This is a genomic window from Arthrobacter sp. 92 (assembly GCF_050260325.1).
GTDB lineage: Bacteria > Actinomycetota > Actinomycetes > Actinomycetales > Micrococcaceae > Arthrobacter.
The window spans coordinates 4,235,367-4,256,236 of sequence record NZ_CP189863.1 but is presented as its reverse complement, the minus strand read 5'-3'; the positions used below and the strand labels follow the sequence as shown (position 1 = coordinate 4,256,236).

The window sequence follows — 20,870 nt, the reverse complement described above, 5'->3', positions numbered from 1 at the left end:
GGCTACCGGGGGGAAACGATGCGCAGCCGGCCCACGCGCTCCTGGAGGGTCCGCTGCGCGTCCACGCTGAGCCCGGTGTCACTGATCACTTCATCCGCCTCGTCGAGCCCGGCGATGGTGCTGATGCCCAGCGTGCCCCACTTTGTATGATCGGCCAGGACCACCACTTTGCGGGCCGCGGCCACGAACGCCCGGTCCGTTTCAGCTTCCAGCAGGTTGGGCGTGGTGAAACCGGCGTCGGCGTCCATTCCGTGGACGCCGAGGAACAGGATGTCCAGGTGCAGCTGCTTCAACGCGGCCGTGGCGATCGGCCCCACCAGGGCGTCCGACGGCGTCCGCTGGCCCCCGATCAGGATCACGGTGGAGTCGGCCCGGGATCCTCCGGAGGACGGACCCACGTGAAAAAGGTCCGCGATGCGCACCGAATTGGTGACCACCGTGATGCGCGGACCGTTGACTAGCTCCTTTGCCAGCGCCCAAGTGGTGGTGCCGGCGCTGAGTCCCACCGCGGTGCCCTCCTGAACCAGCGAGGCCGCCTCGAGGGCAATAGCCCGCTTCTCCGCCGTCAGCTGGGTGGACTTAAGTTCGAACCCCGGCTCGTGCGTGCTGGCCCCGCCCGGCAGCTTGGCCCCGCCGTGGATACGCTCCAGCCGCCCGGCTTCCTCCAGCTGCTCGATATCCCGGCGCACGGTCATGAGGGACACGCCCAGCTGCTGGGCGAGGTCCGTGACCCTGACAACGCGTTCGCGCTGGACCGTGTCCACGATGGCCTGGTGGCGTGCTGCGGGAAGCATCTAAGCGGTCCTTGGGGCTGGGCGACGTCGGGACTTCCAGTCTATGGTGCAAGCGGGCGCACCTGAGGGGCGCCGCTCATCTTTGGGATGAACGGCGCCCCTCAGGACCGCGACGCGCTATTTCCTGAGCGACTGCGCAATTTGGGCCATGACGGTGTTGTCGGCGAGGGTGGTGGCGTCGCCCACTTCGCGGCCTTCGGCGACGTCTTTGAGCAGGCGGCGCATGATCTTGCCGGAACGGGTCTTGGGCAGCTCGGGCACCACCAGGATGGTCTTGGGCTTGGCGATCGGTCCGATTTCCGTGCCGACGTGGTTGCGGAGCTCCTGGATGATTGCGTCCCCGGAGTCCACGGCGTCCCCGCGGAGGATCACAAACGCCACGATGGCCTGCCCCGTCGTGTCGTCGGCGGCACCAACGACGGCGGCTTCCGCCACAGCGGGGTGGGACACCAGGGCGGACTCGATCTCCGTGGTGGAGAGCCGGTGTCCGGAAATGTTCATGACGTCATCGACGCGGCCCAGGAGCCAGACGTCGCCGTCCTCATCCTTCTTGGCGCCGTCGCCGGCGAAATACATCGACTCGAACCGGGACCAGTAGGTCTCTTTGAACCGCTCGGGGTCGCCCCAGATGCCGCGGAGCATGGCCGGCCACGGTTCGCGGATCACCAGGTAGCCGCCGGAGCCGTTGGGCACCGATTCGCCGGACTCGTCCACGACGTCCACGGCGATGCCGGGCAGCGGCACCTGGGCGGAGCCGGGCTTAGTGGCGGTCACCCCGGGGAGCGGGGCGATCATCTGGGCGCCGGTTTCGGTCTGCCACCAGGTATCCACGATCGGAGCCGGATCGGCCTTCTTCTCCCCGTGCTTACCGGCGTTGCCGCCGATGACCTCGCGGTACCACATCCAGGCTTCCGGGTTGATGGGCTCGCCCACGGAGCCCAGGACACGGATGGAGGACAGGTCGTAGCTGCCCGGGATCTCCTTGCCCCATTTCATGAAGGTCCGGATGGCGGTGGGGGCGGTGTACAGGATGGACACCTTGTACTTCTCGATCAGCTCCCACCAGCGGCCCTGGTGCGGGGAGTCCGGGGTGCCCTCGTACATGACCTGCGTGGCGCCGTTGATGAGCGGGGCGTAGGCGACGTAGGAGTGCCCGGTGATCCAGCCGACGTCGGCCGTGCACCAGTAGACATCCGTCTCCGGGCGGAGGTCGAAGACTGCCTTGTGGGTGTAAGCGACCTGGGTGAGGTAGCCGCCGGTAGTGTGCAGGATGCCTTTGGGCTTTCCCGTGGTTCCGGAGGTGTACAGGATGAAGAGCGGGTGTTCGGAATCGTGCCCGACGGCGGTGTGCTCGGCAGAGGCCGCCCCGACCGTGTCGGCCCACCAGTGGTCCCGGCCCTCGTGCCAGTCCACGTCCTGGCCGTTGCGCTTGACGACGACGACGTTCTCGACGGTGTGACCGCTACCGTTCCCTTCGTGGGACAAGGCGTCGTCCACCGCGTGCTTAAGCGAGCTGGGCTTGCCGCGACGGTAGGTGCCGTCGGCGGTGACCACGAGCTTGGCCTCGGCGTCGTCAATCCGGGAGCGCAAGGCCTCGGCGGAGAAGCCGCCGAACACTACGGAGTGGATGGCTCCGATCCTTGCGCAGGCCAGCAGCGTGATGACGGCCTCGGGAATCATGGGCAGGTAGACCGCCACCCGGTCGCCCTTCGCTATGCCGAGGGACTCGAAAGCATTGGCGGCCCTCTTGACCTCTTCAGTCAGCTGCGCGTACGTGTACGTCCGCGTATCGCCCGGCTCGCCCTCGAAGTAGATGGCCACCCGGTCCCCGTTGCCGTTCTCCACATGGCGGTCCAGCGCGTTGTAGGCGGCGTTGACTTCTCCGCCGACGAACCATTTGGCGAACGGCGGATTGGACCAGTCCAGCGTCTTGGTGAAGTCTTTGCTCCAGCTCAGCAGCTCGCGCGCCTGCTTGGCCCAGAACGCGGGACGGTCGGCGTCGGCCTCGGCGTACTCTGCCGCGGTGACCACTGCCTTAGCGGCGAACTCGGCCGAGGGCGCGAAACGGCGGTTTTCCTGGGACAAATTTTCGATGGCATCGCCCTGCTGTGCCTGGTCTCGGGCGGCCCCGGCAGGCTGCAGGCCAGGCACCGTGGGGTTTGCAGCGGTGGTCGTGGAGCTTGGAGTGTCGTGGGACATGGTGAACCTCATCATTCATCGATCTTTGCTGCGCGGGACTGTCCGTTACCAGCCCGCGACCGTCCGCTGTGCGCGGCATCGGGCAGCGGCTGATCACGGCGTACCGCAAAGAGCTGTTCCGGAATAAACACTAATACCTGTGATCTACACAGCGTGTGCCGGGTCACATAGTGAACCGTGAACGGCATTTATTTAGCGCCGAGCGGTTCTTGCCGACGGGCTTTGCCGCCTGGCTCGCTCCGGCCAGTCAGCTAGTGATCGGCCAGTCACTTGGCTAGGCTGAGATGGAGTTGTGACATCCGATGGAGGCTACGGGACCGCTTGCGGCCTTGTTCTTGCCTGCCGTTAGGCGACGCTGTCCAGGGCGACGCCATGCTAAGGAGAACGAAATGAACCAGCAGAGCCATGGACAGCATAAAGCCGGCCATCAGCACCCCGGTCAGGCGAATCCAAGCCAGTTAAGTCCAGGAAGCGGGACGAACGCGGGCGAGCCCTCCCGGGCCGCCGGGCGGCTGACCGCCAAGAGGAACGAGGCGGTCCTTGGCCCGTTCACCGCGCGGGACGTCACCGTCTTCGCGTCCACGCTGCTGCTCTTTGTGGCTTCACTCATTCCCACGTTCGGCGCCGTCTACAACCTGTGGAATCTGGGCAACTTGTTCTTCCTTGGCCTCGGCATCATCCTGCCGCTGATCGTTACAGCCCTGTTTGTGGCACGCCGCCTGAGCCCTGGCACCAAGGTCCGGATCGGGTCCCTGTCGGTGGACCAGTTCGCGTCCGTGGTGGCCTCCTTTGCGCTGGCGTTTTTCTTTCTGTCAGTGGCTGGCGCCTTTGTGCCAGTCATGTTGGTGGCACTGATCGGTTCCCTCGTTTTGTTCGTGGCCACAGTGCCTGCGCGCTTCATTCCTGTTTTTGCCAGTGACTTCCTGGACCGCCCCGAGGTACCCGCCCACGTGGTGGCCCGCGAATCCGCGGTCCCCTTCCGCAAGCCCACCACTCCCAAGCCCGCCAAGGCCGCCAAGGCACCCAAGGAAGCGGGCGCAGGTCCGCTTGCTGGCTGGAGCAAGCGGATAACGGCGGGCCGTGCCGGTGCGACGGCGGTCAGTACTGCTGCCCCCGCGCCGCCCGCGCGGGCCGGGCAGCCGGGCCCCGCGCCGACGCCCGTCCACACGCAGGGGCAGTCCGCAGGCCAGCCCTCAGAACCGGCCGCTCCTGCTTCCCCCTCCACGCAGGCTTCCCCCGTGGTGCCGGTCCCCGCGGAACAGACGCAGGCTTCCCCCGCTGCCGCTGCCGCCCCCGCTGCTGCCACGCAGGCTTCACCCGTGGTGCCTTCCGCTGCGGAGCAAACGCGCGCCGGCGACGTGCCGGTCCGCGAGGGCGCGCCGGCTGGCGCTACTTCCGTATCCCCGGCCGTGACGGTTCCCCATGCCTCCTCCGGCGCGTCCAGTGCCCATGCGGCGCCGGCCCCGGCGCCTGTCCAGGCTCCCGCCGAGACGATGCTCCACCCCCAGGTGACATCGCAGGAGCCCATCGGTGCCACGGTCGACCCGTCAAGCCGCTCAGCGAGGCAGGAGGAGCCAGTCCATGAGGCCTTCTGGTTTGCTGTGGCCCAGCCCCGCACGGCAGTCGATGAGCGGACGGGTATGCCGGCGTTCGTGATTGAACCCGGCGGCTGGGTTCTGGCGCTGGAGGATCGCGGCAACGAGTTCCTGGTGCAGCATTCCGATGGCCGATTGGGCGTTCTTCGCGACCTCACCAACATCGAACGCGGCTAGCCGGACGCCGGTGGCCACCGACTCCGTCCCGCCCGAGTACGGGAGCATCACGCCGAAGCCGCCAGCGGAATCCCTGCTGGCGTTGAAACGGCGTGCACGCAGGATCAACAGGGAACTCGCCTTGCTGTATCCCTATGCGCACGCCGAACTGGACTTCCGTAACCCCTTCGAGCTAGTGGTGGCCACAGTGCTTTCCGCGCAGACCACGGATGTGCTGGTCAACCAGATCACCCCGCTGCTGTTTGGCCGCTACCCGGACGCGAGAAGCATGGCAGAGGCGGACCCCGCCGAACTCGAAACGATCATCAAGCCCACGGGGTTCTTTCGCGCCAAGGCGCGGAATTTGCTGGCGTTGTGTAACCGGCTGGTGGACGAGTACGACGGCGAGGTGCCGGGACGGCTCCAGGACCTGGTGACTCTGCCCGGCGTCGGACGCAAAACCGCAAATGTGGTGCTGGGGAACGCCTTTGGCGTTCCCGGCATCACGGTGGATACGCATTTTGGGCGCCTGGCCCGCCGATTCGGCTGGACAGACTCGGACGACCCGGTCCGCATCGAAGCCGACGTCGCCGAGCTCTTTGAGCCCAAGGACTGGACCATGCTGTCCCACCGCGTGGTGTTCCACGGCCGGCGGGTCTGCCATTCCCGGAAGCCGGCGTGCGGGGCGTGCGGGGTGGCCAATTGGTGCCCCAGCTACGGCATGGGCGAAACCGATCCGGAGAAGGCCAAGAAGCTGCTCAAGTATGAGCTGGCGCCCGGGCAGGAGGCCCTCCTTGCACAGCTGCTGGCCGAGACGCACCGGGCGGCGGAGATCCGGATGGAATCGCAGAAGAGGTCCCGGTGACCGCACGCCAAGACCTGCTCAATCTTGTGGCGGCGATTGAAGCCGGCACCGGCCCCGCGCCGCATCCATACTGGCGCGAACTTTCCGTGGACCCGGCCGTTGCCAGGAAGGCTGCGGTCCTTATGCTCTTCGGCGCGCTGGACGAAGTCCCCGCAGTGTCGGGCAAGCCGCTCGCTCCCGCCGATCTGGACGTCCTCCTGTTGGAACGGGCACACACCCTGGATGACCATCCGGGCCAGGTGGCGTTTCCTGGCGGCGGAATCGATCCTGGGGAATCGCCGGTGAATGCCGCACTCCGGGAGGCTGTGGAAGAGACCGGCCTGGACGCCGAAGGGGTGGAAGTGCTGGGCGCGATGCCTGAACTCGCCCTTCCCCGCGGGAACTACCTGGTGACACCAGTCCTGGGCTGGTGGACCTCGCCGTCGCCCGTTGGTGTGGTGGACTACGGTGAGTCAGCCCAGGTCTTCCGAATCCCCGTCAGGGACCTCCTCGACCCCGACAACCGGGTAATGGCCACCGTCACCCGCCTCGGCCAGACCTTCCTGAGCCCAGCCTTCAAGGTGAACAACGTGGTGGTGTGGGGCTTTACCGGCATGATCCTGAACGAACTCTTCGACCAGCTTGGCTGGTCGGTTCCCTGGGACCGGACCCGGCTCCACCCGATCAATCTCTGACCAGGTTTCCGGAAGCGCGGGCCCTGCCTGAGCGGCCGGCCGGCAGCGGGGCTGGCCGAAAGGCGGGCTATCTCGACGCCAGCGCGGCCGGGGTGCGGACTGGCCCGGAACGGTCAACCACGAGGCCGGTGGCGGCGCTTTCGCGCACGGCCGTGATGCCGGTGACGACGCCTTTCAGCGTTTTGAATCGTGGTGAAACGGCAACCAATGTGCCGTCGGCAGCCCTCAGCCTGAAATAAAATGATTCATCTTCGGCCTTAGCGATCTCAAACGTAGCAGCCAATCTTTGTTGCCTCCCCAAACTCATGCGTCGTTGCATTGGCCGACGGACTGCGCTGCTGAATCCCGGCCCGCACGAGCGTATAGGGTGGGACGCGCAAGGCACAACGCTACCGGCGGGTACGTTACGAGGCATGTCCTCAACGCCGTTATTTTGCCTTGTCGTAGGACTCCACGACGGCCACGCTGACGGGAAACTCGACCGGAATCCGGCCGAACAGCAGCTCCTTGGCCACGTTGGCGGCTTCCTCGATGGCCGAGACGCAGGCGTCCACGGCTGCGTCGGGGCAGTGCACCATGACCTCGTCGTGCAGGAAGAATACGAGTTCCCCGGCGGGGGCGCCGTCGGAGCGCATGGCGCGCAGCCGACGTCGTAATTCCGCCAGCCAGCAGGCCGCCCAATCTGCCGCGGAGCCTTGCACCACGAAATTCCTGGTGAACCGGCCGCGCGAGCGGGCAATGGATTCGGCCCGGCGCTGTTCCTCCGCTGTGGTGGACTGCTGGCTCTGCAGCCAGCGCTGCGAGGGCGGGGGACTGCTGCGGCCCAGGCGTGAAGTGACTGTCTTCCCGGCCTCGCCGTCGCGGGCAGCCTGTTCCACAAAGCCGACCGCGCGGGGGTAGGTGCGGGCCAGTTGCGGCATCAGCCGACCCGATTCCCCGGTGGTGGCCCCATAGATGGCGCCGAGCAGCGCCACCTTCGCCTTGGCCCGGTCTCCGCCGAAACCCTGCGCGGCGATCCCGGCGTAGAGGTCCTTGTCCCGGGCTGCTTCGGCCATCTTGGAATCCTGGGCCAGCGCCACGAGTACCCGGGGCTCCAGCTGGGATGCATCGGCGACGATCAGTTTGTGGCCCGGATCGGCGTGCACGGCGCCGCGAATCTGGCGCGGGATCTGCAGGGCGCCGCCGCCACGCGAGGCCCAGCGGCCCGAGACCACACCGCCCACCACGTACTCCGGCTGGAACCGACCGTTCTTCACCCAGGCATCCAGCCAGGCCCAGCCATTGGCCGCGTGCAGCCGCGACAGCTTTTTGTAGGCAAGCAGCGGCTCGATCGCCGGGTGGCTGGATTCCTTCAGTTCCCATTGCCGCGTGGTCTTCACCTCGATGCCGTTGCGGTGCAGGGCCCGCATAAGCTCCTGCGGGGAATCGGGGTTCAGGGAGGGAGAACTCAGCAGCTGGCGCAGTTCCGTGTTGAGCGCCTCGAGCTTGGCTGGTCGGTGGCCCGTGGGCGGGCGCGGACCGAGGTAGTCCGCCAGGATCCGCTCGTGCAGATCCTCCTGCCACGGGACGCCGGTATGCTGCATCTCGGCGGCGATCATGGCTCCCGCGGATTCCGCTGCCAGGAGAAGCTGGAGCCGCTGCCGCTGGTTGGCGTCGGCGCTGGCATGCGCGAGGGCCTGCTGCTGCGCCGCGTACCCGGCACGCAATTCCTCCATCGACTGCCCGGGCTCCATGTGGAGGGCCGGGGCTTCGAACAAGGCGCCCTGATCGGCCGGGGGTGGAGGAGGTTGCAGGCCGCGTGGCACCTGCTGGAGGTCATCGTCCTGCGTGAGCTTTTCCGCACCTTTGGCATAGGCAGTGTGGGCCGTGAAGGCCGAATGCGCCAGGATCGCGCCGCACAGAGTGAGGTCGTAACAGCGCTCCAGCTCCACCCCGGCGCGCAGCAGGTCCGGATACCAGTCCTGAGTCCGGTGCCAGATCCAGCGGGGGCGCCGCTGTTCGAGTTGACGTACGACGGCGGCCAGCTCGCCGCGGCTGACCAGCCGGGGTTGCGGGCTGGTCATGTTCGGCTCGCCGGCCGCAGTCAGTTCCTGAAGGGCTGCACCATCTGGGTGGGCGGCGAGCAGCAGATACATAGCTCCAATTCTGCCTTGCGGAGAGCAGTGGTCTGTGCCGCTGCTTTTGGACCCTGCCACCTGTCCTCCACAGGGGGTGCCCGGGCGCGGTGCCCGGCGGGGTTGTCCACATGCCGTCATTGCCTGCTTCTGCCGCGGACGGCCGGAGGGCACATTTGGCAGCATGAGCAGGCATCACTTAGACATTCGCGGTCAGGACCCCAGCGGTCAGGACCCCGGCGTGCACGTTACCGGGCCGGTGGCGGCCGCGGGGCCGCAGGTCCCGGGGCCGGCTGCCGGGGATCCCGCGGGGCCCGGGCCGGAGAGGCCTTTTGGGGCGGGGCGCGGCCGCGGCCCGGGCGGACCTGGCACGGGCGCACCTGGCCCGGGGCCGGGCGTGCGGCCGGCAGCGCGTGCCCCCGGTGCCTGGCTGCCGGCGGAGTCGTCCGAAACCCTCCTCCTGACAGGTTTCGATTTTCTGCAGGGCGAGGTGGAGCGGATTGTGGCCGCAGCCGGCGGTCAGCTTCGCGTGGTGGCCGATGCTACCGAAGCCGCCCCCTACTGGGACACGGCCTCCGTGGTGCTGGTCGGCAGCGACGTCCGCGAGCTGCCCCCACGCCGCCGCTCACCTGCCGTCTTGGTGGGCCTCAGCGGCGAAGGGGACAGCCTGTGGCATCTTGCCGCCGCGCTGGGGGCCGAACGCGTGGCGGTCCTTCCGGACGCGGCATCATGGCTTGCGGAGTACCTAAGCCGCTCCCGGTCGCCAGAGGCGGGCGGCCTCGTGCTCGGTGTGACAGGAGGCTGCGGAGGGGCCGGCGCCACCACGGCATCCATCTGGCTGGCCCAGGCGGCCGCGGAGTGGGGCGCCCGGGTCTTATTGATTGATGGCGATCCCTGGGGCGGCGGGCTGGAACTGGCCCTGGCGGCCGAGGAGTCAACGGGGCTTCGCTGGCCTGATCTGTCCGACGCCAGCGGAAGCATCGATCCCGAGCAGCTTTCCGACGCGCTGCCCGTTGCGGGCGGGTTCTCCTTTCTCTCGTGGCCGGGCAGCAGGGAACGGCACACCGGCGTGGACTCGGCGACGGTCGGCGGTGTTCTTGATGCCGCCCGCCGGGGCTATGAGCTGGTGCTGGTGGACATCGGGCGTGGCACCGAGCCATTGCGGACCTTCGCCTGGGACTGTGACCGTATCCTGCTGGTGGCGCCGGCCCAGTTAAAGGCCGCCGTGGCCTCGGCAAGGCTTCTCCAGGAGCTGCCTCCGGTCGAGACCGCACTGGTGATCAGGGGCAAACCGGGAGCGACTCTCGACGGGCCTCTTATCGCGGATTCCGTGGGGCTGCCGTTGCAGGGAATCGTACCGGAAGTGAAAGGCACATCTGCCGCTACGGAACTCGGAAGGCTGCTGGAGACGGGCCGGCGCCGGACCGTTCGACGGTTCGCGGCCTCGGTCCTCGATTTACTCGCAGGTGACCTGAGATGAGCCAGCGTTCGCAGCCGCCGGGACCGTCCGTTCCCTTGGGAAGCGGCAGCAGCGGCCGGCGCAGACAGAACCGGGTTCTGGACTCCGGGTTGTTGGATTCTGTCCGGGAGTCCGTGATGGCAGACGCCGGCCCGGTGACCGCATCCCGCGTTGCAGCAGCGGTGCAGGCCACAGGAAAGCTGCTGGGGACGGCGGGCTCGCTGGCGGCCGTCGAGCGGATCAGCGCGGAGCTCAACGGCCTCGGCCCACTCCAGCCGCTCACACGGGACACCTCGGTAACGGACATCTTTGTGAACGCACCGGACTCCGTCTGGCTGGACCGCGGCAACGGCCTGGAACGGGCGCCCGTTTCGTTCTCCGGCGAAGCCCAGGTCCGCGCCCTGGCCTCGCGGCTGGTGGCAGCCGGTGGCCGCCGGCTTGACGACGGCCAGCCCTGCGTGGACGTCAGGCTCGACGCCGGCTACCGGATCCACGCTGTCCTCCCGCCGATCTCGACGGCCGGTACGCTCCTGAGTGTCCGGATCCGGCGCCATGAGGTCTTTTCCCTGGATGAGTTAAGGGAAGGCGGAATGTTCGGTTCCCCGGTTCAGAAGGTGCTTGAAGCAATCCTGGTCCGTCGGCTAAGTTTCCTCATCAGCGGCGCCACAGGCTCTGGAAAGACCACCTTGCTCTCAACCCTCCTTGGTCTCTGCAACCCCGGAGAACGGCTCGTCCTGATTGAGGATGCCTCCGAACTGAACCCGGTCCATCCGCATGTTGTGTCGCTCGAATCGCGCCACGGAAACCTCGAAGGCGGAGGCGAAGTGGACCTCGGAGAACTGGTCCGGCAGGCACTCCGGATGCGGCCGGACCGGCTTGTGGTGGGCGAATGCCGCGGAGCGGAAGTGCGCGAACTGTTGACCGCCATGAACACGGGACACACCGGCGGGGGCGGCACCATCCACGCGAATACCGCTGCTGCAGTCCCCGCAAGGCTCACCGCGCTCGGGGCGCTCGCGGGTCTCGATCAGGATGCAGTGAGGCTGCAGGTGGCGAGCGCGCTGGACGTGGTGGTTCACGTGGAACGGTCCAGCCACGGGCGCCATGTGGCGTGCATCGGCGTCATGGCGGACACCGGCCACGGACTTGGCGTCACTGTGGCCATGGAAATGAAGCACGGCGTAGTCCAGTACGGCCCCGCATGGCCCGGCCTGGCCCACCGCCTTGGCCTGAGTGCCACCCTGAAGCCTCCCGGGCCAGGCCGGGGGGCCGCCACGGGGCCGATGGCCGAAGACTGGACGGCGCCTCGCCCGGGCAGTCCAGAACCGGGGTCGGTGGCATGACAGCCTTGCTTTGCCTGGCTCTGGCACTCGCGGTTTGGCTCCTTTTCAAACCCTCAGGCGGCCTCTCCGCGCGACTACGGAGGGCGCTTGGAAGGCCATCGTCCTCCCCCCGCCCCGGACCGGAGGACCGGGCCAAATCCTTGAGTGCCTCCCTCGTGCTGCGCGTTTCCGGGGCCCGACACGGCGCGGAAGTCGTGCCTCTGACGGTTGTTGTTCAACAGATGGCTGCCCTGCTCCGGGGCGGCCGCGCACCGTCCCGGCTATGGGACGAACTCTGGCTGGTCTATTCGGCGGACGCGGACCGCGCAGCTGACACGGCTCCGGCTCTCAGTTCAGCATCGGTGTCGATGCTGGCGGCGGCCCGGGCGGCGGCGGCGCGTGGTTTGCCCGTAGCCCAAGCAATTCGGACCGCAGCCTCCGGCGTCTTCCCGGGGCCTGCCGTGCGCGGCCGGTTCCTAGGCACCCGCTCCGGCGTCGGTGCATCGCGTCAGGCAGCCATGCGCGAAAGGCGGATCTGGGGTGAGCTCGCGGCCTGCTTCGTCATCGCCGAGGCCAGCGGATGTCCGCTCGCGGACGTACTGGCCCGGCTGGCGGCACAACTCGAGGTGGAGGACGACGCGGAAGCAGTCAGGCAGACCGCCCTGGCCGGTCCGAGGGCCACCGTCACTCTTCTTACATGGTTGCCACTGCTGGGGCTGGGGCTGGGAGCCGCCCTCGGCGTCGATCCGCTGTCCATCCTGTTGGGCACCCCTTTGGGCATGGCCGCATTGGGGGCTGGAGTCGCCCTGACCATCGCTGGGCGGATCTGGTCCGCCAAGCTCGTCAGGTCCGCCACAGGAGGGCCATGATGCAGGACGTGCTGCCCGCGGTTCTCTTTGTGGTCACGTTGAGTGCGGCCGCCCTGCTTGCTTTAGCCCGCCGGGGATATTCGCGGAACAGGTTCCTCCGGCAGCATCAACCAGGGCCGGGAGGTGCGGACGCGAACCTGACGAGTAGTGAGAGCCGTACGCCGGCGGGCGGGGACGGACTGCGGGACACCGCCATGATGCTCGAACTGATCGGTGCGATGCTGGACGCCGGTTCGGGACTTGGGCGGGCGCTTGAGCTGGTCGCTGCCACGGCGTCGGACGAGTATCAGCGGTCGTTGCGGCCGGTTGTCTCCGCTTTGGCCATTGGGGCTGACTGGCCGACCGCGTGGGGAAGTTCCGAGACGCGGACGCGGGAGCTGCTGGCCCTGAAACAGGCGCTAAGCTTCGCCGCACTCACGGGAGCGCCGTCGTCCGCTATCCTGTACGCCCAGGCCGCCAGGCTGCGCCGCGAACGCTTCCGTGCTGCGGAGAAGCGGGCCGCTGCCCTCGGCGTGCGGCTGGTGGTGCCCCTGGGTCTTTGTTCCCTGCCCGCCTTTATCTGTCTGGGCGTGGTTCCAGTGCTCCTCGCGATGCTCCCCGCGGGTCCCTGACCATGTCAACCCCACCCTGGACCGTCCCGCCCCTCAGGCCTGCGGCGGCCACGTCGACCGCTGGGCAGGCCGCGAGTGCTCCTCCACAGGGTTCGCCGGAAGGCCCTTATCCACTTAGCTGAACTACTCCCTTACTGGGGATCGCCACAGCCGGGAGAGTCGAATAACCCGGCAAGTCTGCCGGCATATCAATGGAAGGAACGCTCATGTCAGCCACTTCAAATCCCCACCCCCAGGCCCAGCAGCGCCAGGCAGCTGCAGCGGAGGCCGAGGTGCGGGAAATCTACCCGGGGGCGAGGGACGCCGCACGGGTGCCCGGCCGCCGGACTCTAGGGATGATGGGATCCGAGGCCGGAATGGCCACTGCGGAATATGCCATCGCCACGCTCGCGGCCGTGGGATTCGCCGGAATCCTGGTTTTCATCCTTCGAAGCGACGAAGTCCGGGGTTTCCTGCTGAACCTGATCCGTACGGCGCTGGCGTTGCCGTGATTCAGGTATGGCAACCGGGGGTTTCGCGGCAAAAACACCCAGGGTGGCGAAGAGGCGCGGGCCCGGGAACGGCGGGGGCCGGGGCATCTCGGTTAATGACCGGAGCATGTGGTTCTCCGCGAAATATCGGGTTCCGCGGTCAGGGGAAGAGCCGCGGAGCTGTCACGGCCGAATTCGCGGTTGCGCTGCCGGCGGTTGTGCTTCTCCTTGCGCTGCTGCTTGCGGGGTCCGCGGCGGGAATCACCCAGCTCCGGTTGGAGGAGGCCGCGCGGGCCGGCGCGAGGGCGCTGGCACGGGGTGAGGACAGGACGGCGGTGTCCGGCATTGTCCCCCAGCTCGCTGGATCCTCGGCGACATTGGCGGTAACCGCCGACGGCGAGTGGATCAGCCTGACGGTTTCGGGGAGGGTCTCCGGGCCCGTCGGCTCGATGGTTCCGTGGACGCTGTCCGCCAAGGCTTTGGCGCGGGGGGAGGCGCCGGAGTCAGCGGACGTCCGCCGGCCAGCGCGGGTAACCCTGCTGACCTCTGCGGAGAAGTCGGCATGACCCTGCCGTATTTCCTGAGGCGAGTTTCCTGATGCGCCGTGGGAACTTCTGCGCCAAGCAGCCCGCAGGTCATCGTGCCGGTCGAGGTGCTGATCCTGGACCTCCACGGCGCGTCACCGAGGGCGTTACCCAAAGCGTTACGGATCGCGGCTCGGAACGCGGTTCGGGGACGGTTTTGGCGGCGGGCCTGGGCATGGCGGTGATGGTGGCCATGGCGCTGATGCTCCTGCTGGCTCAGTCCGCCGTCATGGCGTCACGGGCGGCGTCCGCGGCCGATCTTGCCGCCCTGGCTGCGGCGGATGCCGCGAGAGGTATCACTGCGGGTGAGCCGTGCGCGGTCGCGGCGGACGTCGCCGAGCGGCAGGATGCGAGAATCCTGAGCTGCGCGGAGTCGGGAGGTGAGACTGTGGATATCCGGACCGAGCTTCTGGCACGGACCACGTTCGGCGCCGCCAGGGGGCATGCCCGTGCAGGACCGCCGCCGTAGATGCCGCGGTGGATGCACAGCTGAGTCAGGCCGAGTGGGTTGCCAACACGGGGTCATGCTGTTCCGTTGCATCCTTCAGCAGCACGTCGATCAGGGTGATGGCGGCGGCCTTGTCCAAGGGATTGTTCTTATTGCCGCACTTGGGTGACTGGACACAGGATGGACAACCGGATTCGCACTCGCAGGCCTTGATGGCGTCGCGGGTCGCCGAGAGCCACACCTTGGCTTTGTCGAATCCGCGTTCGGCGAAGCCCGCGCCGCCGGGGTGCCCGTCATATACAAAGATGGTGGGAACCCCGGTGTCGGCGTGGATGGCCGTGGAGACACCGCCAATATCCCAGCGGTCACTTGAGGCGACCAACGGAAGCAGCCCGATGGCGGCGTGTTCGGCGGCATGGAGCGCGCCGGGGAACTGCGCCTCGATGAGCCCCGCTCCGGTCAAAGAACGGTTGTCCACCACAAACCAGACGGCTTTGGTAAAGAGGTCCCTGGCGCCGAGCTGCAGCGGCTCCTCGCCAAGAATCTCATTCGAAATCAACGCCTTGCGTTGGAAGGAGACCACCTGCGTAGTCACCTTCACGTCCCCGAAATGTACGGCGATGTCGCCCCACTGCGCCGTCCGCAGCGTCTCAAGCACTTCAATCTGGGTCACGTCGCGGGCAGTGGTGTAGTAGTCGGGATTGGCCCGGCGGACCACCACGCAGTGATCGTCCTCGTTCAGGTCCTCCACCACGTAGCTCTCGCCCTGGTGGACATAGACTGCGCCGGTGTGGGCCTGGTAGTGGGTCTGGGGTGAGTCCATGGTGCCCAGTAGGGAACCGGTGTCGGCGTCCACGATGCTCACCGGACCTCCGCCATCGGCCCTCAGGTTCACCATGGCGGCGGCGCTTTGCGGATGGGTCCAGAACCAGCCAGCCGGCCGTTTGCGCAGGTATCCCTGGGCAACGAGTTGGTTCAGCAGCTTCTCCGCCGTCTGGCCGAACAAGTCCAGCTCGGCATAACCCAGCGGGAGTTCGGCAGCGGCGGCGCAGAGATGGGGACCCAGCACGTAGGGATTCGAGGGATCGAAGACCGTGGCTTCCACAGATACGTCGAAGATTGCCTCGGGATGGTTCACCAGATACGTGTCCAAGGGGTCATCGCTTGCCACGAAAGCGGCGATGGCGTCCTGACCCGCACGGCCGGCCCGTCCGATCTGCTGGAACAGTGATGCCCTGGTGCCCGGCCAGCCGGCCACCAGAACGGCATCCAGTCCCGAAATGTCAATGCCCAGCTCAAGGGCGGAGGTGCTGGAGACGCCCAGTAGCTCTCCGGACCGGAGTGCCTTTTCCAGCGCGCGCCGTTCCTCGGGGAGGTACCCGGATCTATATGCGGCCACACGCTGTGGCAGGCTGGGGTCCACCTCATCCAAGAGACGTTTGGTAATCGAGGAGATGGTCTCGGCCCCGCGCCGGGATTTGATGAAGGCAATGGTCCGGATGCGGGCGGAAACCAGGTTGGCCAGGAGATCGGCCGTCTCCGCAACGGCCGTCCGGCGCTCCTTGGCCCCGTTTTCGCCGCGGAGTTCGGTCAAAGCCGGCTCCCAAAAGGCCACCGTGGTGGAGCCGTGCGGAGAGGAATCTTCCGATACAGCTTGGACGGGAGCCCCGATAAGGCGCCCAAAGGAAGTTGCAGGCTCGGAAGCCGTGGCGGAGGCTGCGATGAACACCGGACCTGGATGGGAGGTATTAGGACTGTAATAGGCACAGATCCGGCGCAGCCGACGCATCAGGTTGGCCACGTGGGAGCCGAAAACGCCCCGGTAGCTGTGGGCCTCGTCCACGATTACGTACCGCAGCTTGCGGAAGAAGCTGGCCCACCAGGCGTGGTTGGGCAGGATGCCGAAGTGCAGCATGTCCGGGTTGGCCAGGATGATGTTGGCGTGGTCCCGGATCCACCGCCTGGACGCGGGATCGGTGTCCCCGTCATACGTTTCCGCCCGCACCGTGGGCAGTTTCAGCGAGCGGATCGCGGCGAGCTGATCGGCCGCCAGCGCTTTGGTGGGCGAGAGATAAAGGGCCACGGCACCGTCGTCGTGGATTCTGCCTGGCTCGGAAAGCACCCGCAACTCGGAGCGGTGGATCGCGTCCAGCGCCGGAAGCTGGTAGGCCAGGGATTTACCGGAGGCGGTGCCCGTGGCAATCACTACGTGCCCGCCAGCGTGGGCCAGATTGGCTGCCCGGATCTGGTGCCGGTACGGCTCGTGGATGCCCAATGAGCCGTAGGCCGTGACCAGGTCCGGGTGCGCCCAATCCGGCCATGGCTCGTGAACGGCCTCGCGGGCAGGTATGGTGCGCACGTGACGCAGCTGTTCCGGGTCCGGGCCGCGGCCCAGCAACGGAATCAGGGAGTCATGTGGGTTCACCCAAACATTCTTTCACCCGGGCTCAAATCGTATTTCGCCGGAGCAAACCGGCTCCGGCTGCGCGGACCCCGGGATCCGCTGAGAAGTGGCTCCGGTGTCGCTAGCCCACCGAAAGGTCAGAGCCCTCATTGGATGAGGAGAGCATCAGCACATGGCAGACCGTTTCCCACCCCAAGTGCGAGTACAACTTCTGGCCGTCCAAGGATGCCAGGAGCAGCCCGTTCTCCACATCGTGCTCAAAAGCCTGCGCCGCGAGGGCCTTCATGATGAACGAGCCCAGACCACGGCGCTGGTATCGGGGCTCGGTCACAATCTTGTCGAACACCGCCGTGTGGCCCACCACGCAGACGCGGCCGCTGGCTGCCACGTCTTCACCGGCGTGGACCACCGCATGGTGGACACCGTCCGATGTGGATCTTGTGAGCTGCAGATCGTCATCTGAGAGGTACGGATCCTCGGAATCCTGGGTCTCCATGTCAACGAACATCATGGTTTGCGAAGCTGAGGTGACGTTGAGCCCGTGTTGTTGCGCCAGGGTCATGTAACGGGGGACATCGTTGGTGAGGATGGTAAGGATGCGGGCCGGCGCTTCGGCGGTCTTCTCGGCCAGGCTGGCGAATTCCGCGTCCGATGGATCGTGGGCGAAATACTCCCATTCCCCGGTGGTATCGGCACGTAGGGCAGCAGGGAAGCGGCCCTCCGTTCGGGTCTTATAGCCTCGGCAACCGGCCCAGCCGGCCACCCAGACTTCCAGCAGGTATGTGATGTCTTCAACCATGGCGTCCGGACTCATGACACGAGAGTATTCCAGCGTTGCCCCCAGCAACAGGGGTACGGTCCGGTAAGAGGGCTTGCTTATGGAATTGTGATCCGGTCATGCAGCGGCCTGCACCGCAGCAACTGACCAGGGGGCGGCCGAGAGAGTGCGGTACCAACCCTCCAAGGCACCCAGTACCCTTAAATACGTGGCTCTAAACCGAATTGTGCTGTTCTACGGCTTCACCCCCATCCCCGATCCCGACGCCGTGCGTTTATGGCAGCGTGCCCTGTGCGAGAAGCTCGGACTGACCGGGCGCATCCTCATCTCCAAGGACGGCATCAATGCCACCGTGGGCGGGGAAATAGACGCTGTCAAGCAGTACGTGAAGACCACACGTGAATACAAAGGGTTCCACGGCATCGACGTGAAATGGTCCGACGGCGGCGCGGCGGACTTCCCCCGGCTCAGCGTCAAGGTACGCGACGAGATCGTGTCCTTCGGTGCTCCCGGGGAACTCAAGGTCGACCAGAACGGCGTGGTGGGCGGCGGCACCCACCTCAAGCCGGAGGAACTGCACCAGCTCGTGGACGCCAAAAAGCAGGGCGGCGAGGACGTGGTGTTTTTCGACGGCCGCAACGCATTCGAGGCCCGGATCGGCAAGTTCAAGGACGCGATCGTTCCGGACGTGGCCACCACCCATGACTTCATCAAGGAACTCGAGTCCGGCAAATACGACTCGCTCAAGGACAAACCGGTGGTTACTTACTGCACGGGCGGCATCCGTTGCGAAGTGCTCTCCAGCCTCATGGTGAACCGCGGCTTCAAAGAGGTCTACCAGCTCGACGGCGGAATTGTCCGGTATGGCGAAACGTTCAAAGACCACGGGCTGTGGGAAGGCTCACTCTACGTCTTTGACAAGCGCATGCACCTTGAATTCAGCGAGGAAGCCAAGACCATCGGCGAGTGCGTCCGCTGCGCCAAGCCCACCAGCAAATTCGAAAACTGCTCCAACCAGAACTGCCGAACGCTCACGCTGTATTGCACGGAGTGCGCATCCAACCCGCAGACGCTCCGCTGCCCAGAGGGCTGCGCAGCCTAGCTCCCCGGCCTGGACGGCACTTCCCGGTTGGCATGCCTAGATCCGGCTGACGCGGTACGCGAAGTTCGCCGCCGCCTGCGCCGCCACTTCCACGCTGAGCACCGCGTCGGCGGACAGCTGAAGCACGTTCACCCGCGACGTTCCGCACCGCAGGCTCAAATCAATGAGGGCAAAGTCGCCGGCACGCACCGTGAACGACACTCGTCGAGGGCTTTTGCAGGCCAAGGTCACGGCGTAGGTTCCACTGGGCAGTTGACCGGTGGATTCATTCCGAGTGACCCCGCCCTCCAGCGTGCCGTAACTGCGGTGAAATTCCTGCCCGGCCGCATCGGGCAGTACCTCGTGAGCCCATTCATCGAGTTCAGCGCCGGAGACCGGAAGGTTGCGCCGCGGGTCCTGGGGGAGCGCTGGGTCCGTGAAGGAGGGCAGCCTGGTCGGCGCCGCCGTGCCGGTCAGAGGCGCCCTGCCGTCGTCGTACGAGTATTCACAGGAACTCAGCAGCGGGCTGGCGGCGAGTATAAGGGAGAGCACGACGGCGGCCGCGGCGCTGCGCCACCGCGGCACCTGGGGTGCCGGCACAGTGTGCATACTCTGACTTTAGGCCCGTGCCGACCGCCAAACCAGAGCGGGTGTGGGCGCCGGCGTCGGCGGTTCTACCGGGGAAATCTGGCCGCCGGTGGTCCTAGCTGGCGGCCACAAGCTGGTAGGCGTAAAGAATCGGGGCGTCCACGCTTGAGGCGCTGATTTGAACGGTTCCTGCGGTGGCCAACGTGATCCGGGCAGTTTCGCGGCTCCCATTGCAGGCTGCCCCCGCCTCGGCCAGTTTCTTCCCGCCGGTGGACACGGCAAAGAAGGCCTTGCCGCCGCCGTCGCAGGTCATGGTGAGGGTGTAGCGTCCCGGGGCCAAGTTGGCGGCGTCCTTGGTCCGGGGATCGCGGTTGAGGATCTTTCCGGCATCCTCGAGAGCAATCGCACTGGCAGACGGCAATGCGGTGGCCTTCCAGGCCGGAACGTCGGCGTTCTCCACAGACACAGCGGAAGAACAGGCCGTGGCGGCGAGAACAACCGAGGCACCGATGGCCAGGGTTGAAACACGGCGGCGGACGGCCGGGCCGCGGGCGGCAGCACGGACGCCCCGCGGAGCCCGGGAAGGCGCGGATGGAAGTAGAACCATGCTTCCAACTTACCCGCTGATGCCATCCCTCCCGGACCCGCGGCGTCCCGTGACTCTGCTCCTCACTCTGGCGCCCGCAGCAGCCGGGCATCCTCGGATCCGAGCCCTTCAACCGCCAATAAGTTCCTGCACCTTTCCCCGGTGCAGTGCCGTATAGACCCGGTCCCGCAACTGGTTGGCTTCGGCATCGGTCAGGGTCCGGTCGAGCGGCTGGAGTACCAGGCTGAGCAGCACATTCACATCGCCTGGAGCCAGCCTGAGGCGTTCGACGGCGGCGGCCGGCAGGTCCGCCGTCGGGGTGACCGCCTTGATCTCCAAAGAGGCCAGAACCTCGGCATCCGTGCCGAGGGCGCTTCGTGCGAGGTCGCCCAGCAGCTCCGCATCAGCGTCCGCCGGGTCCGGCAACACCAGTGAGAGGTCCCTGCGGATTCCAGGCATCACCGAAACCGTCCGGTACGGCCGCAGATCCGTCATTTGCCCCCGGATGTCCGGATGCTGGGAACGGAGCAGACGGATGTCGGGGATGCCTTTGCGGAGCATCAGGGCCCGGTCCAGGCCCAGTCCGAGGGCCAGCCCTGCCCACCGGCGCGGGTCCAGCTGCGAGCCCCGCAGCACCGGGGCGGCAACCAGCCCGCATTCGGCCAGTTCCAGCCATTCCCGGCTGCCATCAGGTAGCGTGACCAGCACGTCCAGCTGCTGCCCGGCGGCCGTGTAGCTGTGGGTGGCAGGGGTAGACCGCCAGCTGACCCCGGGGTGGTCCGCCGCGGGCAGCACCGCCTCCACGACGGCGGCCATCATGGCACGTAGCTCCGCCGGCCCCAGCAGCCCGCGTGCCGTGATGCGCCATAGATCCACCTGGTGGGGAGTACCCACATGCGTGCGGTCAACAGCGTCGCGCCGGTACACCAGCCCGGGAAGGACATGCAGGCGGTCATAGCGGCCCAATTCGCCACGAAGGGAGTCCAGCAGGGCAGGAATCCCCGACGACGTATGGCTGCGCAGCATCACGGTGGGGCTCACATGGCGGGAATACCGCGAGTCCCGCGTGACGTCGCCCGGCGAGTAACCCAGGCGGTCATAGTTGTCCGCGGTGGCCACCAACGGATTCAGACGGTGTACTTCCGATGGGATGCCCCACAAGCGTTCCAACGCCGCCACGACGTCCGCGAGCAAGAGCTGCATGGCGTGGGCGCCGGAGGAGGGGTCCGTAAGGTCGCGGACGGCAAGCGCCGAATTTAATTCAGTGAGTGAG

The 20,870-nt window shown here is 66.9% G+C and carries 20 protein-coding genes; 11 read left to right on the top strand and 9 right to left on the bottom strand.

The window, feature by feature from the left end:
- Window positions 1-2: 2 nt before the first annotated feature.
- On the bottom strand, window positions 3-794 hold the full coding sequence (locus ACP4XC_RS19785; protein WP_427172409.1) for a DeoR/GlpR family DNA-binding transcription regulator: 792 nt from the start codon (window positions 792-794) through the stop codon (window positions 3-5).
- A 117-nt stretch (window positions 795-911) separates the two neighbouring features.
- Window positions 912-2,993, bottom strand: coding sequence for an acetate--CoA ligase (acs, locus tag ACP4XC_RS19780; protein WP_427175174.1), 2,082 nt, complete (start codon window positions 2,991-2,993; stop codon window positions 912-914).
- Between the two features lie 389 nt (window positions 2,994-3,382).
- Between acs and ACP4XC_RS19775 the strand changes: the two genes are divergently transcribed.
- The 3 genes from ACP4XC_RS19775 to ACP4XC_RS19765 are packed head-to-tail and all read left to right on the top strand — an operon-like array spanning window position 3,383 to window position 6,283.
- Window positions 3,383-4,765: a hypothetical protein gene (locus ACP4XC_RS19775; protein WP_427172408.1), complete on the top strand. Its 1,383-nt coding sequence runs from the start codon at window positions 3,383-3,385 to the stop codon at window positions 4,763-4,765.
- Window positions 4,766-4,775: 10 nt separating this feature from the next.
- Window positions 4,776-5,609: an endonuclease III gene (gene nth / locus ACP4XC_RS19770; protein ID WP_427172407.1), complete on the top strand. Its 834-nt coding sequence runs from the start codon at window positions 4,776-4,778 to the stop codon at window positions 5,607-5,609.
- Window positions 5,606-6,283 carry an NUDIX hydrolase gene (locus ACP4XC_RS19765; protein WP_427172406.1) on the top strand — a complete coding sequence of 226 codons (678 nt, stop codon included), beginning with the start codon at window positions 5,606-5,608 and terminating at the stop codon, window positions 6,281-6,283. Before nth ends, ACP4XC_RS19765 begins: the two co-directional genes overlap by 4 nt.
- 67 nt (window positions 6,284-6,350) lie before the next feature.
- Here the strand turns inward: ACP4XC_RS19765 and ACP4XC_RS19760 are convergent, their stop codons facing one another.
- Both ACP4XC_RS19760 and ACP4XC_RS19755 read right to left on the bottom strand, forming a co-directional pair.
- Window positions 6,351-6,566, bottom strand: coding sequence for a YegP family protein (locus ACP4XC_RS19760; RefSeq protein ID WP_427172405.1), 216 nt, complete (start codon window positions 6,564-6,566; stop codon window positions 6,351-6,353).
- A 145-nt stretch (window positions 6,567-6,711) separates the two neighbouring features.
- Complete coding sequence (locus ACP4XC_RS19755) at window positions 6,712-8,418, bottom strand: bifunctional 3'-5' exonuclease/DNA polymerase (protein ID WP_427172404.1); 1,707 nt, start codon at window positions 8,416-8,418, stop codon at window positions 6,712-6,714.
- Window positions 8,419-8,794: 376 nt separating this feature from the next.
- On the opposite strand from ACP4XC_RS19755, the gene ssd reads away from it, so the two are divergent.
- The 7 genes from ssd (at window position 8,795) to ACP4XC_RS19720 (ending at window position 14,181) form a co-directional block, all read left to right on the top strand.
- Complete coding sequence (ssd, locus tag ACP4XC_RS19750; RefSeq protein ID WP_427172403.1) at window positions 8,795-9,877, top strand: septum site-determining protein Ssd; 1,083 nt, start codon at window positions 8,795-8,797, stop codon at window positions 9,875-9,877.
- Window positions 9,874-11,199, top strand: a complete 1,326-nt coding sequence (locus ACP4XC_RS19745) for a TadA family conjugal transfer-associated ATPase (protein ID WP_427172402.1) — start codon at window positions 9,874-9,876, stop codon at window positions 11,197-11,199. The genes ssd and ACP4XC_RS19745 overlap by 4 nt, the downstream gene beginning before the upstream one ends.
- Complete coding sequence (locus tag ACP4XC_RS19740; RefSeq protein WP_427172401.1) at window positions 11,196-12,047, top strand: type II secretion system F family protein; 852 nt, start codon at window positions 11,196-11,198, stop codon at window positions 12,045-12,047. The genes ACP4XC_RS19745 and ACP4XC_RS19740 overlap by 4 nt, the downstream gene beginning before the upstream one ends.
- Entirely contained in the window at window positions 12,047-12,658 is a 612-nt protein-coding gene (locus tag ACP4XC_RS19735) for a type II secretion system F family protein (protein ID WP_427175173.1), read from the top strand. Before ACP4XC_RS19740 ends, ACP4XC_RS19735 begins: the two co-directional genes overlap by 1 nt.
- Before the next feature lie 191 nt (window positions 12,659-12,849).
- Window positions 12,850-13,149 (top strand): DUF4244 domain-containing protein, encoded by a 300-nt coding sequence (locus ACP4XC_RS19730; RefSeq protein ID WP_427172400.1) that lies wholly within the window; start codon window positions 12,850-12,852, stop codon window positions 13,147-13,149.
- A 95-nt stretch (window positions 13,150-13,244) separates the two neighbouring features.
- Complete coding sequence (locus ACP4XC_RS19725; protein ID WP_427172398.1) at window positions 13,245-13,694, top strand: TadE family type IV pilus minor pilin; 450 nt, start codon at window positions 13,245-13,247, stop codon at window positions 13,692-13,694.
- A gap of 31 nt (window positions 13,695-13,725) precedes the next feature.
- Window positions 13,726-14,181 carry an Rv3654c family TadE-like protein gene (locus ACP4XC_RS19720; RefSeq protein ID WP_427172396.1) on the top strand — a complete coding sequence of 152 codons (456 nt, stop codon included), beginning with the start codon at window positions 13,726-13,728 and terminating at the stop codon, window positions 14,179-14,181.
- Between the two features lie 25 nt (window positions 14,182-14,206).
- Here ACP4XC_RS19720 and ACP4XC_RS19715 read toward each other — a convergent pair whose 3' ends face one another.
- Complete coding sequence (locus ACP4XC_RS19715; protein ID WP_427172395.1) at window positions 14,207-16,585, bottom strand: DEAD/DEAH box helicase; 2,379 nt, start codon at window positions 16,583-16,585, stop codon at window positions 14,207-14,209.
- Window positions 16,586-16,685: 100 nt separating this feature from the next.
- Window positions 16,686-17,378 (bottom strand): GNAT family N-acetyltransferase, encoded by a 693-nt coding sequence (locus tag ACP4XC_RS19710; RefSeq protein WP_427172394.1) that lies wholly within the window; start codon window positions 17,376-17,378, stop codon window positions 16,686-16,688.
- A 172-nt stretch (window positions 17,379-17,550) separates the two neighbouring features.
- Here ACP4XC_RS19710 and ACP4XC_RS19705 point away from each other — a divergent pair, with 172 nt between their 5' ends.
- Window positions 17,551-18,444: a rhodanese-related sulfurtransferase gene (locus ACP4XC_RS19705; protein ID WP_427172392.1), complete on the top strand. Its 894-nt coding sequence runs from the start codon at window positions 17,551-17,553 to the stop codon at window positions 18,442-18,444.
- A 36-nt stretch (window positions 18,445-18,480) separates the two neighbouring features.
- Here the strand turns inward: ACP4XC_RS19705 and ACP4XC_RS19700 are convergent, their stop codons facing one another.
- The 3 genes from ACP4XC_RS19700 to ACP4XC_RS19690 all read right to left on the bottom strand — a co-directional run bounded on the left by ACP4XC_RS19700 (window position 18,481) and on the right by ACP4XC_RS19690 (window position 20,800).
- A complete protein-coding gene (locus ACP4XC_RS19700; protein ID WP_427172391.1) occupies window positions 18,481-19,032 on the bottom strand; it encodes a hypothetical protein in 552 nt (183 codons plus the stop codon).
- A gap of 94 nt (window positions 19,033-19,126) precedes the next feature.
- Complete coding sequence (locus ACP4XC_RS19695) at window positions 19,127-19,618, bottom strand: hypothetical protein (RefSeq protein ID WP_427172390.1); 492 nt, start codon at window positions 19,616-19,618, stop codon at window positions 19,127-19,129.
- A gap of 108 nt (window positions 19,619-19,726) precedes the next feature.
- The gene (locus tag ACP4XC_RS19690) at window positions 19,727-20,800 is read right to left on the bottom strand and encodes a hypothetical protein (protein ID WP_427172389.1); all 1,074 of its coding nucleotides are present in this window, start codon (window positions 20,798-20,800) and stop codon (window positions 19,727-19,729) included.
- Between the last annotated feature and the right edge of the window lie 70 nt (window positions 20,801-20,870).